Annotated in this window: 15 protein-coding genes; 4 read left to right on the forward strand and 11 right to left on the reverse strand. The window is 63.2% G+C overall.

Translation table 11 applies throughout. From position 1 onward, the window contains the following. Positions 1–35: 35 nt before the first annotated feature. The 5 genes from ROZ00_09650 to ROZ00_09670 are packed head-to-tail and all read right to left on the reverse strand — an operon-like array spanning position 36 to position 4,199. The gene (locus tag ROZ00_09650; GenBank protein MDT3736478.1) at positions 36–485 is read right to left on the reverse strand and encodes a CopD family protein; all 450 of its coding nucleotides are present in this window, start codon (positions 483–485) and stop codon (positions 36–38) included. An 11-nt stretch (positions 486–496) separates the two neighbouring features. Beyond that, positions 497–1,204, reverse strand: coding sequence for an ABC transporter ATP-binding protein (locus ROZ00_09655; protein ID MDT3736479.1), 708 nt, complete (start codon positions 1,202–1,204; stop codon positions 497–499). After that, positions 1,205–2,407 (reverse strand): ABC transporter permease, encoded by a 1,203-nt coding sequence (locus ROZ00_09660; GenBank protein MDT3736480.1) that lies wholly within the window; start codon positions 2,405–2,407, stop codon positions 1,205–1,207. Next, the gene (locus tag ROZ00_09665; protein ID MDT3736481.1) at positions 2,404–3,594 is read right to left on the reverse strand and encodes an efflux RND transporter periplasmic adaptor subunit; all 1,191 of its coding nucleotides are present in this window, start codon (positions 3,592–3,594) and stop codon (positions 2,404–2,406) included. The genes ROZ00_09660 and ROZ00_09665 overlap by 4 nt, the downstream gene beginning before the upstream one ends. Next, positions 3,591–4,199: a TetR/AcrR family transcriptional regulator gene (locus ROZ00_09670; GenBank protein ID MDT3736482.1), complete on the reverse strand. Its 609-nt coding sequence runs from the start codon at positions 4,197–4,199 to the stop codon at positions 3,591–3,593. Before ROZ00_09670 ends, ROZ00_09665 begins: the two co-directional genes overlap by 4 nt. A 335-nt stretch (positions 4,200–4,534) precedes the next feature. On the opposite strand from ROZ00_09670, the gene ROZ00_09675 reads away from it, so the two are divergent. The 4 genes from ROZ00_09675 to ROZ00_09690 all read left to right on the forward strand — a co-directional run bounded on the left by ROZ00_09675 (position 4,535) and on the right by ROZ00_09690 (position 8,738). Continuing rightward, positions 4,535–4,846 (forward strand): XRE family transcriptional regulator, encoded by a 312-nt coding sequence (locus ROZ00_09675; protein ID MDT3736483.1) that lies wholly within the window; start codon positions 4,535–4,537, stop codon positions 4,844–4,846. Positions 4,847–4,921: 75 nt separating this feature from the next. After that, positions 4,922–5,923 carry an extracellular solute-binding protein gene (locus ROZ00_09680; GenBank protein ID MDT3736484.1) on the forward strand — a complete coding sequence of 334 codons (1,002 nt, stop codon included), beginning with the start codon at positions 4,922–4,924 and terminating at the stop codon, positions 5,921–5,923. Positions 5,924–5,942: 19 nt separating this feature from the next. Further along, a complete protein-coding gene (locus ROZ00_09685; protein ID MDT3736485.1) occupies positions 5,943–7,052 on the forward strand; it encodes an ABC transporter ATP-binding protein in 1,110 nt (369 codons plus the stop codon). A 6-nt stretch (positions 7,053–7,058) separates the two neighbouring features. Then, positions 7,059–8,738, forward strand: coding sequence for an iron ABC transporter permease (locus ROZ00_09690; GenBank protein MDT3736486.1), 1,680 nt, complete (start codon positions 7,059–7,061; stop codon positions 8,736–8,738). 272 nt (positions 8,739–9,010) lie between these two features. On the opposite strand, the gene ROZ00_09695 is transcribed toward ROZ00_09690, so the two are convergent. From ROZ00_09695 to ROZ00_09720, 6 genes are all read right to left on the reverse strand, one after another. Further along, positions 9,011–10,699 carry an AAA family ATPase gene (locus tag ROZ00_09695; GenBank protein MDT3736487.1) on the reverse strand — a complete coding sequence of 563 codons (1,689 nt, stop codon included), beginning with the start codon at positions 10,697–10,699 and terminating at the stop codon, positions 9,011–9,013. A gap of 81 nt (positions 10,700–10,780) precedes the next feature. Then, complete coding sequence (locus ROZ00_09700) at positions 10,781–11,383, reverse strand: hypothetical protein (protein MDT3736488.1); 603 nt, start codon at positions 11,381–11,383, stop codon at positions 10,781–10,783. A 79-nt stretch (positions 11,384–11,462) separates the two neighbouring features. After that, positions 11,463–12,128: a DUF4145 domain-containing protein gene (locus tag ROZ00_09705; protein ID MDT3736489.1), complete on the reverse strand. Its 666-nt coding sequence runs from the start codon at positions 12,126–12,128 to the stop codon at positions 11,463–11,465. A 336-nt stretch (positions 12,129–12,464) separates the two neighbouring features. Then, entirely contained in the window at positions 12,465–12,620 is a 156-nt protein-coding gene (locus ROZ00_09710) for a hypothetical protein (protein MDT3736490.1), read from the reverse strand. After that, the gene (locus tag ROZ00_09715) at positions 12,617–13,756 is read right to left on the reverse strand and encodes a Fic family protein (protein ID MDT3736491.1); all 1,140 of its coding nucleotides are present in this window, start codon (positions 13,754–13,756) and stop codon (positions 12,617–12,619) included. Before ROZ00_09715 ends, ROZ00_09710 begins: the two co-directional genes overlap by 4 nt. A 207-nt stretch (positions 13,757–13,963) precedes the next feature. Beyond that, the gene (locus tag ROZ00_09720) at positions 13,964–14,194 is read right to left on the reverse strand and encodes a DUF2892 domain-containing protein (GenBank protein MDT3736492.1); all 231 of its coding nucleotides are present in this window, start codon (positions 14,192–14,194) and stop codon (positions 13,964–13,966) included. Positions 14,195–14,332 lie beyond the last annotated feature (138 nt).

Below are 14,332 nucleotides of genomic sequence, written 5' to 3' on the forward strand. Positions count from 1 at the left end.
CCGTGAAATCAACCTTCGCGGCAGGACGCGGGCGGTCAGCGCAGGAAGAACGCCGCGGCGAGGGTGGCGAGCGCCAGCGCGAGGTTGGTCGTCACCAGGCGGCGGATGGCGTTGAGCGCGGCGCCGGCCTCGGCCCAGGCGCCGGCTTCGGCGTGCCGCCGCAGGCGCGGATAGAGCCCGCCGTAAACCCAGGCGAAGATGCCGGCCATGACGAGGCCGATGCCCATCATGACGTGCCAGCCGATGGGCGCCTGCCCGAAGCCCGCCTCGAAGATCAGCGCGAAGCCGCTCAGCAGGATGACGACGACCGCGACGGCCGTGTAGCGCAGGAAGGCGCCTAGCGTCGCCGCCCACAGCGGCAGGCGCTGCGGCGGCTCGAGCAGCCTGAGCGCGGCCGGGCGCAGGCAGAAGTGCGCGAAGAACATGCCGCCGACCCAGACGACGACGCCGGCGAGGTGCAGGAAGATCAGGAGTTGTCGGAGCATGGCGGCGATTATCACACTTCCCGCCCCTCGCCGGCTTCCTCGTGGGTCTGGCCGTCGCGGATGTGGTAGATGCGCCTGAAGGTGGGGATGATCTTCTCGTCGTGGGTGACGACGATGACGGCGGTGTTGTACTGCCGCGCCATGCGGTTGAGGATGCGGATGACGGCCAGCGCGCGCTCGGAATCGAGCGGCGCCGTCGGCTCGTCGGCGAGGATCACCGGCGGCTGGTTGGCCAGGGCGCGGGCGATGGCGACGCGCTGCTGCTCGCCGCCGGAGAGCTGCGAGGGCTCGGCGCGGGCGCGGTGGCCGACGTCGAGCGCCTCGAGCAGTTCCTGCGCGCGCTTGCGTGCCACGCCGTTGGGCTTGCCGGCCAGCATCGGCAGCAGCGCGATGTTGTCGGTGACGTCGAGGAAGGGGATCAGGTAGGGCGCCTGGAAGACGAAGCCGATGCGGTCGCGCCGCAGCGCCTTCAGGTCGCCGATCTTCCAGCCGCCGTCGTAGATGACCTCGTCGCCGAGGGTCATGCGGCCCGCCGTCGGCTCGATCACCGCGCCGAGGCACTTCAGCAGCGTCGTCTTGCCCGAGCCCGACGGGCCGATCAGGCCGACCACCTCGCCCGGCGCGACCGTCATGTTGACTTCCTTCAGCGCGTCGACGGCGGTATCGCCCTCGCCGTAGCGCTTGCGCAGGCCCTCGATGCGGATGCCGAAGCCGTCCACTCAGCCTCCGATGGCCGTTGCCGGGTCCACGCGCAGCGCGGCGCGGATGGCCAGCGTGCTGGCGATGGCGCAGATGATCATCACGGCGACGAAGCTGCGCAGCGCATCGCTCGGCAGGAGCAAAACGTACTTCGGAAAGAACGGCGCCCACAGCGCCGAGGAGATCTTGCCGACGACGAAGCCGATGGCCCCCAGCCCGAGCGCCTGCTGCAGGATCATGCCGGCGATGGTGCGGCTGCGCGTGCCGATCAGCTTGAGCACGGCGATCTCGCGGATCTTGCCGAGCGTCATGGTGTAGATGATGAAGGCGACGATGGCGGCGCTCACCACCGCGAGGATGGCGAGGAACATGGAAATCTGCTTCGCCGAGGTGGCGATCAGCTTGGCCACCAGGATCTCCTCCATCTGCGCGCGGGTGTAGGCCTCGAGATGCTTCCAGCGGCGGATCGGCGCGGCCACGGCTTCGGCGTCCTGCCCCGCCTGCACCTGCACCAGCACGGCGTTCACGCTGCGGCTGACGGTCTGCGAGGCCTGGATGGCTTCGAGCAGGCCGGGCACGCCGGGGCGGTTGAGGGCGGGATTGGCGGCGGTGCGCGCGCGCTCGTTCACGATGGCGTCGTTGTCCTTGAGGAACTGCGCCTCCTGGGCGTCCTTGAGTGGAATAAAGACCATCGGGTCGCCGCCGGAGGAGACCATGCGCCGCGTCAGCCCCACCACCGTGTAGTCGTGGCGGCGGATGCGGATGCGTTCGCCCAGCCTGAATCCCGTGCGCACGTCGGCGACGGCCTCGTAGTGGCTGCGCGTGAGCTGCCGCCCCGCCACCAGGTAGGCCGGCTCGCCCGGCTGGCCCGGCTCGAAGCCGACCACCATCACGCGCACGTCGCTGGCGTTCTCTCCGCCTTTCTGCACCTGCATGTTGAGATAGGTGACGTTGGCGGCGCGCGCCACGCCGGGCATGCCGAGGATGGCGCGGTAGGCGTCGTCGCGGATGCTGGAGGGCTCGGCATAGGGGCCGAGAGTGTCCTTCTGCACGACCCAGATGTCGGCGCCGCTGTTGCTCAGCAGGACCCGGGCGTCGTCCACCATGCCGCGGTACACGCCGGCCATGGTCAGGGTGGCGCCGATGAGCAGGCCGAGGCCGACGCCGGTGAAGACGAACTTGCCCCAGGAATGCAGGATGTCGCGCCCGGCGAGGCTGATCACTGCGCTTTTCCGACGAGGGATTCGACGACGCCGATGCGGCTCTCCGGCGTGAGCTCGCTCTCGCTGTGCACGATCACCCGGTCGCCGGCCTGCAGGCCTTCGAGCACCTGCACCCGGCCCTCCAGGTCGGCACTGCCGAGGCGCACCGGCACGAAGGTCAGCGCGCCGTCGCGGATGGCCCAGACGCCGGACTGCTCGCCGCGGCGCCGGATGCTGGCGTTGGGCAGCACCGGGCCGGCCTGCGCCGGCGGCAGCTTCAGCGTGACCTCGGCCAGCTCGCCGAGCGAAATCCCCGCGGGCAGCGTGTCGAACGCCACCTGGGCGATGCGCTCTTCCGTCACGCTGTCGGCGAGCAGTTCCAGGCGCTGCACCTTGCCGGCCAGCGGCCGCGCCGGATTCGAGCGCAGCACGATCTCGGCGGGCAGCCCGACGGCGAGGCCGGCCGAGCGGCCCTGGTCGAAGCGCACCTTCACCCACAGGCTGGCCGGATCGACCAGCCTTACCACGGCCTGGCCGGCGACGACGGTCGAGCCGGGCTCGGCATCGCGCGCCGTCACCACGCCGTCGGCTGGCGCGACGAGGCGGATGTTCTGACGCTGCTGGCGCACGCCGTCGCGCTCGGCGCGCAGGCGCGACCCGTCCTGGCGGGCGGCGGCGAGGTTCGCCTCGGCGGCGGCCAGCGCCGCCTCCGCGGACGTGCGCTCCTGCAGCTTCGCCTCGACGACGCTGGGGCTGACGAACTTCTCCTCGCCGAGATCGGCATAGCGCCGGGCGTTGATGGCGGCCACTTCGCGGCGCGCCAGCGCGTCGCGCCGCTGCGCCTCGGCGGCGGCGGCCGTGCTGGCGGCGCGGGCGATCGAAGCCTCGAGCGAGGCCACGCGCTGGTCGAGGTCCACCGGGTCCATCTCCGCCAGGAGCTGGCCGGCCTTCACCGCCTCGCCGACGTCGACCGCCACCCTGAGCACGCGGCCCGAGGCGGTCGGGCCGATCAGGTAGGAACGGCGCGCCTCCACCGTGCCGATGCCGAACAGCGCCGGCGCGACGCTGGCCTCCTCCACCTTCATCACGGTGACGCGGGTCGAGGCGAAGGGACCGGTGCGCACGATGACGAAGACGAACGCGGCGAGCAGGACGAGGCCGAGCAGGACCAGCCCGGCGCGGCGCAACGACAGGGCATCGAGCTTCATGACGGCTCCCGCACGGCGTTGAGGTAGAGGGCGAACACGCGCCGCGCCTCGGCCTCCAGCTTCGCCGTGCTGCCGGCCAGCATGGCCTGCAGCATCAGGCCCTGCACGGCGCCGATGAACAGCGTGGCGGCGCCCTCCTTGTCGAAGCCGGCGGCGACCTCGCCGCGATTTTGCGCCTCCGCCAGCAGGCGCACGATCAGCTTGCGGTAGCTCTCCTGCATGCTGCGGGCGCGGCGCTTGATCGGCGTGTCGCGCGGCTTCTGCAGTTCGTTGAGGATCAGGCGCGGCACGCCGGGATGCTTCGCGACGAAGCGCACATGCTTCATGAAGACCGCCCGCAGCCCCTCCAGCGGCGTCGGCGCCGCCATCGCCGCGGCGTCGAGGGCGGACAGCAGGTGCGACTCGACCCAGCCCATCACCGCCAGCCAGATGGCGTCCTTGCTCGGGAAGTGCTTGAAGAGGGCGCCCTGGGTCAGCCCCAGGGAGCGGGCGATGTCGGCCGTCGTGATCTCGCCGGGACTCACGCTGGCGGAAAGGTCGAGCACCGTGTCGACGATCTCGGCCTGGCGGGCTTCGGTGGAAAGGCGGGCGCGGACGGGCTGCATGGCGGCTTGGTTAGTAATAGATTACTTACCAATATAGCCCAGGCCGGGCCGCCTGGCAAGCCGGGCGGGCAGGCGGGCGCTGCCTCGGCGTCAGGTCGCTGGCTCACTTCCTGACCCAGTCCCCTCCTTAGCATAGCCAGGACATTCGTTCCGAGGCTGAGGGAAAGTCAGTCTCCTCGGTACGACGAGGCCGCTTCCCAATAATTACAAGTTCTTGTATATTCGCCATGACGACGAAGCCGATCGAATTCCTGGGAAGCGCCCTCGATGCCCTGCGTGCCTTTCCCGTCCCGGCGCGGCGCGAAGCCGGGTTCCAAACTGGTGAGGAAGCAGCCATGAGCAAGAAAAAGCGATTTGCCAGCGTCTGGGACGCCATCGAGGAAACGCCGCAGCAAGCAGCCAGCCTGCGCGCGCGCGCCGATCTGCTCCTGGCGCTGCAGGCGTGGGCCAGGCTGGGCGGCCGCACTCAGGCCGAAGCGGCGCGGCTGCTCGGCATCACCCAGCCGCGCATGTCCGACCTGATGCGCGGCAAGATCGACCTCTTCTCCCTCGCCACCCTCATGGACATGGCCACCGCCGCCGGCCTCGAGCCGCGCATCGCCATCAAGAAGCCGAGGAAGCGCGCCGGGGAACTGGCGGCGGCCTGACCCGACCGACAACGTCCCCCCGAAATGCTGCAAAATGCCCCCAACGCCGCGCCGCGGCCTGCCGGGAGACCTGAGATGAAAAAACTGCTCGTCGCTTCATTCTGCGTGCTGGGCGCCATCGCCCAGGCCGGGGCGCAAGACAAGGCCCAGCTCGACAAGGCCCGGGCCGAGGGCAAGGCGGCCTTCTACGCCAACATCACCGCCGTCGAGCCGATCATCAAGGCCTTCACGGCCGATACCGGCGTCACCGGCGAGTACACGCGCATCTCCACCTCCAAGTTCGTCGCCACGGCGATCACCGAGTTCGAGGCCGGCAAGCTGCAGGCCGACGTGGTGCAGGCGCCGCTGCCGGTGCTCGAGATGCTCAAGGAGAAGGGCGTGCTGGCCAACTACCGCTCCCCCGCGGCGGCCGGCTATCCCGAGTGGACGCGCAAGGACGCCGCGATCCAGCTCTTCGGCATCGAATATGTCGCCCTCATCTACAACAAGGAGCGGGTCAAGCCCGCCGACGTGCCGAAGCGCTACGAAGACCTGACGCTGCCGAAGTGGAAGGACCAGATCGTCATGGCCAACCCGGCCAACCACGCCACGACGATCTCCTGGCTGATCGGCCTCAAGGAAAACGTCTTCAAGTCCGAGGCCGAATGGCGCGCCTTCCTCAAGGGCCTCGCCGCCAACAAGCCGATGTTCGTCGCCTCCTTCGGGCCGACGCCGGCGCCGGTGGAAAGCGGCGAGAAGCTCATCGCCATCTCGATGCCCAAGTACATCGTCACCAAAGCGCCGGCGCCCCTCGACTGGGCGCGCCTGTCGCAGCCGATGATGGGCACGCCGCGCGCCATCGCCGTGACCTCCAAGGCGCCGCACCCGGCCGCCGCGCGCGCCTTCGTCGACTACTGGCTGTCGCAGAAATCCATGGCCATGCTCGCCAAGGACGTCGGCGAATACGTGCTGGCCCCGGGCGTCTACCCGCCCATCGACGGCATCAAGGACGCCAAGGTGATCGCCATCCGCGAGCTGTCGGACGACGAGATCGTGAAGTGGGGCGCCGAGTTCAAGCAGATCTTCGACGTCAAGTGAGGCGGCCGGTGCGCTGAGCATGGAAATCCGCATCAGCGGCGTCGGCAAGTCGTACGCGGCCGAGGGCAAGGTCATCCGGGCCCTCGACGACGTCAACCTCGTCATCCCCGCCAACCGCATCTTCACCCTGCTCGGCCCGAGCGGCTGCGGCAAGACCACCCTGCTGCGCTGCATCGTCGGCCTCGAGACGCCCGACTGCGGCGAGATCCGCATCGGCGACGAGATCGTCTGGTCTAAGGACAAGAACATCTCGGTGCCGCCCGAGAAGCGCGGCCTCGGCATGGTGTTCCAGACCTACGCCATCTGGCCGCACATGAACGTCTTCGACAACGTCGCCTACCCGCTGCAGGTGCGCGGCACGGCGAAGGACGAGGTCGCCCACCGCGTCGCCGAGACGCTGCGCTTCGTCCAGCTCGAAGGCTTCGAGCGGCGGCCCGCCACCAAGCTCTCCGGCGGCCAGCAGCAGCGCGTCGCCCTGGCGCGGGCGCTGGTGGCCGCGCCGAAGGTCATCCTCTTCGACGAGCCGCTCAGCAACCTCGACGCCAAGCTGCGCGAGGAAACGCGCAAGGAGCTGCGCGCCTTCCTCGGCAAGCTCGCCATCACCGCCGTCTACGTCACCCACGACCGCGTCGAGGCCCTCGCCCTGTCCGACGAGATCGCCGTGATGCGTGCCGGCCGCATCGTCGAGACCGGCACGCCGCAGAAGATCTACTTCGACGCCGACCACCGCTTCGTCGCCGACTTCATCGGCCGCGCCAACCTGGTGCCGGCCCGCGTCGTGGCCGATGACTTCGGCCACACCTTCGCCGGCCGCACCCTCGTCGACTGCGGCCTCGGCCGCATCGCCTGCCAGAAGCGCGACCTCCCCGCCGGCGGCGAGGCGACGCTGTGCATCCGCCCCGAGTTCATCCACCTCGCCCGCGGCGAGGCGCCGGCCGGATCGGATGTCGAAAACGTCGTCAGCGGCCGCATCGAATCGCTGGTCTTCGTCGGCGAAGCCTACGAGGCCGAGATCCGCGCCGGCGACGCGCTGCTGCTCGCCCGCGCCGACCCCGACGCCGGCCTCGCCGAGGGCGACGCGGTGCACTTCGCCCTCGCCCCCGACCACTGCCTGCTGGTGGCGCAGTAGGCAGGCATGGCCAATCCAAGAACCAAGCTCACCTGGTCGCTGATCGCCCTCGTCGGCGCGCTCACCGTCTTCCCGGTGCTGATGCTGATGCTCGGCAGCTTCTCCGAGGGGCTCACCGCCTTCGGCCGCTTCACCACCGACAAGTACGTCGAGGCCTACACCGACCCGGCCTTCTACGAGGTGCTCGCCAACACCGCCGTCTTCGTGCTCGGCACCTCGCTGCTGTCCACGCTGCTGGCGCTGTTCCTCGCCTACCTCAACACGCGCACCGACATCCCCTTCAAGGGCCTCTTCGGCGTCATCTCCATCGTGCCGATGATGATCCCGCACCTGCTCTTCGCGGTGAGCTGGGCGCTGCTGCTCAACCCTTCCAACGGCCTGGTGAACCTGGCGCTCAAGGAGGCCTTCGGCCTCGACGAGGCGCCGTTCAACATCTATTCGCTGTGGGGCATGATCTTCGTCGAGGCCCTGCTCGAGCTGCCGATCGCCTACCTCATCGTCGCGCCGGCCATGGCCTCCTTCGACGTCGCCCTGGAGGAATCCTCGCGCGTCTGCGGCGCCGGCACCTGGCGCACGCTGCTGCGCGTGACGCTGCCGGTGCTGCGCCCGGCGATCCTCGCCGCCTTCACGCTCGGCATCGTGCGCAGCCTCGCCTCCTTCGCCGTGCCCTCGATGATCGGCATGCCCGGCCGCGTGCAGGTGCTCGCCACGCACCTGTACACCATGATCTCCACCGGCTTCGCCACCGACTACGGCAAGGCCGCGGCGGTGGGCATGAGCGTGCTGGTCGCCTCGGTGACGCTGATCGTGGTGTACCGCGCCCTCACGGCAGAGAGCGAGAAGTTCGTCACCGTCTCCAGCCGCGGCTTCCGCCCGACGCTGGTCGATCTCGGCCGCGCGCGCCTGCCGCTGTTCGGCCTCGTCGGCCTGCTCTCGGTGGCGCTGATCGTGCTGCCGGTGGCGGTGCTGCTGTACACCTCCTTCGTGCCCTACTCGATGGTGCCCGGCGCGCGCGCTTTCTCATTGATGGGCCTGCGCCACTGGCATGCCGTGCTCGAGGACCCGATCTCGCTGCTGGCGCTGAAGAACAGCCTGTTCCTCGCCGTCGTCGGCGCGACGCTCGGCGTCGTGCTGTCGGTGTTCGTCGCCTACGTCATCGTCAAGGTGAAGACCCGCGCCGCCGGCCTGCTCGAATCGCTGAGCTACCTCTCGTTCTCGTTTCCCGGCATCGTCATCGGCGTCGGCTTCATGTGGTTCTTCGTGCAGACGCCGCTGTACGCGACGATCTGGGCGCTGCTGCTCGGCTACATCGCCACCTACCTGCCCTACGGCATCCGGCCGATGTCGAGCGCCTTCATCCAGATCCACAGCCACCTCGAGGAATCGTCCCTCGTCTGCGGCGCCAGCCCGCTCGTCACCCTGCGCCGCATCATCGTGCCGCTGCTGGTGCCCGGCATCGTCGCCGGCTGGATCCTGCTGGCCTCGATGTTCGTGCGCGAGTTGACCCTCTCGGTCGTGCTCTCGCGCCCGGGCACGGAAGTCCTCGCCATACAGATCCTGCGCTACAGCGAAGACGGCATGTGGGGCCGGCTGTCGGCGCTCGGCATCGTCATGATCCTGATCTCGACCGGCCTGGTCGTGCTGGCGACGCTGATCGGGAACCGGTTCAAGATTACTGCGGCTTGAGTTGCTGACAGCCCTCCTGCTGAACTGATGCAGCGCTACTGCGACAGATTGACGCATTAGCAATGCTTGAAATGAAGGGGAGGAGTATGTGGCGCCGTGTTGTGGGAACTGACTTTCGGGACGTATTCAAAAGTCAGTGTGTGTAACACGGCGTAGAAGAGCTATCTAACTGAGGTGAAGTTTTCCTAAGTGGAAAGTGACATTCAGCGCCGAAGTTCAGGGGCGCTGAGCTGAATTATCGCTCAGCGTCCATTGGCGCATCTAGTTACATTTCAACTGTTCCAACTTCTTATGCACGCGCAGATACTTTTCATGTTCTCGTCCAGATCCAGCACCGTTCTCATATTCTCAGCGGTCATATGACTCACTAATTGTTCAGCGAGTAGCGATTTCTTGGCTAAATATTTTGTCCCTTCACCAGGCTTGAGTGAGTCAACGTATTCATAAAAGGAATCGTATTGCCCAACCTGAGAGGTTTGTTTTAAGCCCCAGAACCTATTAACAACATCGCTGGGAATATAATTTTCGATTTCTTTGCCTTTTGTAATCCAGCATATCGCTTCTAGTTTCTCAAACTCATCTTGAACTCTTCGTTTCGTATCGTTTATTCGTGCTTGCTGCGTCTTCTTGTCGCTATCCATAATAATTATGGCATTTCGATTTGCATTGAGAATCGATATCCCAGTCTCGATTGACTCTGGCACATCGGCAGATAAGTGCGATAAGAGCCTTCCTCCGTAAAATATAATTTGATAGTGGGTGCCCTCCCTTAACAAACCATCGCTCCACAGCTGAATCCATCTATTAATGTAGGCGCGATCCGACGGACCTTCAACCCAAATAATTCCGTTAGCTTGAAGAAGATCACTTGCCCGTACATCTAAATCATCCAATATCCCATTGTTATCGACATACGTCTTAGCAGTCACGCACCGCGATATAGTTTCATGTTGCTTGACGTGCAGTATTTGCGCGTCCTCTTGCTTACTAAACTGATCAATCAGAACATTAGAGTGCGTGGTGAGAAAGTATATGAAATTGTGTTTTACAGATGCTCTGTAAATATAGTCGTTAAGCCTTCTAAGCAAGGCGGGGTGAATATTATTTTCTAGTTCTTCAAAACCAAAAATGTAGTGATCTAATGATTTTTTTTCCAGCCATGGGACGATAAATAAGCACACTAAAACAGTGATGATGGTCTTCAACCCACTACCGGATTGAGAAAGTGCAATGCGGCCCTTGTGCTGTTCCTCAAGGTATATTTCCCATTGATTGTTTTCGTGGAGTTGGCAAACGATATCTGTAAACGTAGCATCATGCGCAAAGACTTCATTCAATGCATTGAGTATGTGTGTCTCGACAACCTCACTTGGAAGGATTGATCTATTTACAAAACACTGAATTGCATTGGTGATACCGCTTCCATTTGGCCTAATGTCGATCGTTGAGCTGTCGACTTCTGGCAAAATGTCTCTTTCAGCAAGAACTCTTCTAAATGCCTTTCCTTCTAATGGAATAGGCATGTTGTTCGGCAGGCGTTGTGCATAATCCCCAGTATTCGCTAATGGTGGATAGATTCCATCATCATCACAGTGGATCAATTGTGCGTGGATACGATCTCGTCCGGTTTTAGTCCACGTCAGTTTCCTATCTTCGAATTTCAATCCGTATTGACCGTGGTTTCCGTTGATCGGGCCGCCGCTTGTATCGGAGGGAAATGTTTTGGTGGCAACGTCTTTTGATACTCTGGCGCTGAATATTACTTGTGGCGTTTGAGCCTCTCTCCAGGTGGCGCGGTCAAACTGATAGTTCTTATTGGCAACAATTTCAACCAGATCCAGCAATGATGATTTTCCTGCATTGTTCTTCCCGATAATGAGGTTGACTCTCCGGATAACATCGAAACCGGAATCTTCTTTGAAACACTTGTAATTCTTAATCTTTATCGAGAGATCAAACATAACAGAGCATGTCCTGCTCAACAGCTGCATTCACCGGCACTGCACGTCTTTACCGCGCGGCGTCCGGTGGAAGGGTTGGGCCTAGCCATTTGCGCCATGCTTCTTAATCAGAGTTTGATCGGCAGGCTTGTCCTTGAGGCGAAATCTCGTAGGGATACCTCTTTCATTTAACTCGGTAACGATTTCCCAACCTTCGATGTCGATTTTTCGCGAGAGCCTAGTATCAAGACACCAAGCAACTTTGTACCCGGCATTTGCGAGGCGCTCCTGAAGGCCGCTGTCGCTTGGGTACTGGAAATCGACCCACTTGTCTTCATAGTTCGGCACTACGTGGCCGGCGTTTCCGCCGGCAATCACCCCTTTGTTGATGATCGTGACTTTAACGCCGTTAGCAACGTGAATTGCATCACCACCGCTGCCGCCGGAACCTCCAGCTCCGGCACACACAACGCCTTGATTATCGAGGTGTAGGTTTTCCGCATCTTCTGTGCGAATAGCTGCACCACCTTGGCCAGGCATAGGCTGTGGGGATTTTCTATCGGCGATGATAAGGCCCGAAAGCGTGGCCAATAAGGTTAGGGAAGCGACAGCGGGTTCCCAGCTTGGTTGAGAAATCAGCCAAGCGACAGCGCCGACGAAAGCAACGCCATTGATCGTAAGTAACAGCTTGGGTGGATGCTTCATGACTGAAAGGCCCAACGATGCGCTTCAGCCGCGCGGTTCTTGCGCCGGCTCAAAGCACTTGTTAGCCGAATGCGCAAATTCATGGCGCCTTCATCTTTCCTTTAGCAATCAATATTTGTTCGACCGATGCCCTGTCATCATATAAGTCTTCAAGAATCCGCTGCGCATAGTGAAGCGCGGATTCCACTTCTTCCTCGGTAACGACGCGCCACTCGTCGTGAACCACCTCATTTCCAAGAACCCGTATGTCATCGTGCGCTTTTTGCTTTCTTGCGGCGGTTATTACTCCATCATCAGCAGCGTCATCGATCTTTTGCTGCAATGATCCTTTTACATAGCCGTTAGTCTTGAGAGACTTTTCTAGAGTGGAGCGAAGCAGAGCACTTGCCGCACGCCATGCTTCTATTGACATGCACAATTCCGCTTCCCTAAATTCCTTTTGTATGCCGTCAGGGACTGCCGTAGGCAAAGGTGATGACGCCAATGCGCGCGGATGGAATGATTCGAGAACGGTGGGGTTCACTCCGTCATGAAATTTTGCTAAACCTGCGCGGCCGCAGCCGGAGCACTGTAGTATCCGCCAGTGAACTCGGTCATATGGCTTTCCGTCGTAGATATGGCGTCTATTAACCAAAACGTACCCTAACTCCCGACTAGAGTCTCTGAAGTCAAAGACCGACAACGCTCCGTTACAGTCAGGGCATCTCGCTCTAACGCCTAGTTCATTTATTTGAGTTGGTTTCATTCTTATAACCTTCGCTGAAACTAGATCTACCGGCTAACAGCTATTAGACGGACCCCCTAGGGTCAGGATATGAATTGATATCTATTTAAAAGTATGCTCCCGCAATGCCTTGATGCACAAGACATCCTGCCTGGCGGGATCCGAATAACAACTCCAATATGCCGGCTAGCCGAAACTGGGCGCATCGACCCGCTCCTGGCTGTTGGCAGACGAATACGCCTCAGCTGCGCCGTATCCCAGCGACTGACTTTCCAACCCAATACAAAACCGGAGGCCCCTTTCGAGGTCCCCGTCGAAACCTGTCGCGTTGCTCGGCAGGAGGAGGTTCGTTGCGGCTTACGCGCCACTGCCGGCGGGCGACTGCTTGGCGACGCCCAGCTTGACGAGGATGGTCTCCAGCGGGCAGAACCTGGTGAAGTCGCTCTGGAACAGGTTGGCGTCGACGAAGGCGGAGGCAGGCCATTCGCATTGCAGGAAGCCGAACCGGCTCATTGGTCCGGCTCCAGTTCGCGGGCAAGTTCCTGCACATAGGCGGTATAACTAAACACCCGCCCGCGCTGCCGGTTGGTGAGTTCGCCGACGATCGCAAGACTTTCAAGATGCGCGAGCGACTTGTTCACGGTGGCGGCGGTGAGGCCGGTGGCGCTGACCAGCGCGGCCGCGGTGGCGATCGGTTGGCGCTGCAAAGCGTGGTGGACCGCGAGCGCCGACGTCGCAGCGCGCCCCAGTCCGGCGATGCGGTCGCGATCCGCGTTGACCAGCGCCAGCAGCGCATTGGCCGTGCTCGCCGCCTGCACGGCGCTCACCTGCACGCCCTCGGCGAAAAAATCCAGCCAGCGTTCCCAGTCGCCGCGCAGCCGCACCTCGTTGAGCAGCTCGTAGTACAGCGCGCGGTGTTTCTTGAAGAACAGGCTCGGGTAGAGCATCGGCTCGCGCAGCACACCGTCGGCGACCAGTTGCAGCACGATCAGCAGGCGCCCGAGGCGGCCGTTGCCATCGAGAAACGGGTGAATGGTCTCGAACTGCACATGCGCCAGCGCCGCCTTGATGAGCGGCGGCGTGGACTCCGGCTCGTCGTTGAGGAAGCGCTCGAACGGCGCGAGGCAGTCCTGCAGCGCATCGGCCGGCGGCGGCACGAACGTCGCGTTGCCGGGCCGCGTGCCGCCTATCCACACCTGCGAGCGCCGCACCTCGCCGGGTGTCTTGCCGCGTCCGCCGGGATGCGTGAGCAGCACCTTGTGCATTTCGCACAGCAGGCGCATGCACAGCGGCAGCCCGCCTTTCAGCCGCTTCAGGCCACGCTCCAGCGCCATCACGCAGCGGCTCACCTCGCGCGCATCGGCTACCGGCACGCCCGGCTGCTCGTCGATCTCGTACAGCAGCAGGTCCGCGAGCGACGATTGCGTGCCCTCGATCTGCGAGGACAGCACCGCCTCCTTGCGCACGAAGCTGTAGAGCAGCAGGGACGCATTGGGCAGGTGCGCGGCGATGGCATCGAGCCGGCCGAGCGCCAGCAAGGCATCGTCGAAGCGCCTGCGCAAGGCCGGCGACCACTCCAGCGGCGGCGCCGGCGGCAACGGCGCCGGCACGAAGGCGTCGAACGGCTCGCCTGTCGTGGTGACTCTCACATACCTGCCGGGAGCGGGTCGCTGCATGGGCGTTGAGCCGAACCTAAAATAAGCGCGAGCGTTATTTTAGGTTGTAACTCCAACCTAAATCAATAGGGGCGGCTGATTGAGGTTCGCATAGGTACGCCAGAAAAAAAACGGGAACCCATTTCGGAGTTCCCGTTGGAACCTGCCGCTTTGCGCGGCGAGGAGGAGGAGGGTTGCGGCTTACGCGCAGCTGCCGCCGATGGACGGCTTGGCGACGCCCAGCTTGATCAGGATAGTCTCCAGCGGGCAGAACTTGGTGAAGCCGCTCTGGAACAGGTTGGCGCCGACGAAGGCGGTGAACCACAGCCACGACATCTGCGACAGGTCGGCCTGGCCGTTGGCGTGGGCGAGGCCCAGCGAGACGAGGATGAAGGTGCCGGCGAAGATGCGGATGTATTGATTGACGGTCATGTGGTGCTCCATTGAGTAATATTAGTTGTTGCTAATGTACTGTTGCTGAGGCGACGGGTCAAGCGGAAATTTCGGGTGTGTGACTTGGGTTACAGAGGGGCGATTACCCTCACCCCGGCCCTCTCCCTGAGAGGGAGA

It is taken from the genome of Denitratisoma sp., from assembly GCA_032027165.1.
Lineage (GTDB): Bacteria > Pseudomonadota > Gammaproteobacteria > Burkholderiales > Rhodocyclaceae > Desulfobacillus.

What these genes read in the sequence shown, in the direction of transcription:
- ROZ00_09650 (MDT3736478.1), bottom strand. Translation starts at nt 485, where the DNA reads ATGCTCCGACAACTCCTGATCTTCCTGCACCTCGCCGGCGTCGTCGTC.
- ROZ00_09685 (MDT3736485.1), top strand. Translation starts at nt 5,943, where the DNA reads ATGGAAATCCGCATCAGCGGCGTCGGCAAGTCGTACGCGGCCGAGGGC.
- ROZ00_09670 (MDT3736482.1), bottom strand. Translation starts at nt 4,199, where the DNA reads ATGCAGCCCGTCCGCGCCCGCCTTTCCACCGAAGCCCGCCAGGCCGAG.
- ROZ00_09680 (MDT3736484.1), top strand. Translation starts at nt 4,922, where the DNA reads ATGAAAAAACTGCTCGTCGCTTCATTCTGCGTGCTGGGCGCCATCGCC.
- ROZ00_09710 (MDT3736490.1), bottom strand. Translation starts at nt 12,620, where the DNA reads ATGAGCCGGTTCGGCTTCCTGCAATGCGAATGGCCTGCCTCCGCCTTC.
- ROZ00_09665 (MDT3736481.1), bottom strand. Translation starts at nt 3,594, where the DNA reads ATGAAGCTCGATGCCCTGTCGTTGCGCCGCGCCGGGCTGGTCCTGCTC.
- ROZ00_09700 (MDT3736488.1), bottom strand. Translation starts at nt 11,383, where the DNA reads ATGAAGCATCCACCCAAGCTGTTACTTACGATCAATGGCGTTGCTTTC.
- ROZ00_09705 (MDT3736489.1), bottom strand. Translation starts at nt 12,128, where the DNA reads ATGAAACCAACTCAAATAAATGAACTAGGCGTTAGAGCGAGATGCCCT.
- ROZ00_09675 (MDT3736483.1), top strand. Translation starts at nt 4,535, where the DNA reads ATGAGCAAGAAAAAGCGATTTGCCAGCGTCTGGGACGCCATCGAGGAA.
- ROZ00_09690 (MDT3736486.1), top strand. Translation starts at nt 7,059, where the DNA reads ATGGCCAATCCAAGAACCAAGCTCACCTGGTCGCTGATCGCCCTCGTC.
- ROZ00_09695 (MDT3736487.1), bottom strand. Translation starts at nt 10,699, where the DNA reads ATGTTTGATCTCTCGATAAAGATTAAGAATTACAAGTGTTTCAAAGAA.
- ROZ00_09720 (MDT3736492.1), bottom strand. Translation starts at nt 14,194, where the DNA reads ATGACCGTCAATCAATACATCCGCATCTTCGCCGGCACCTTCATCCTC.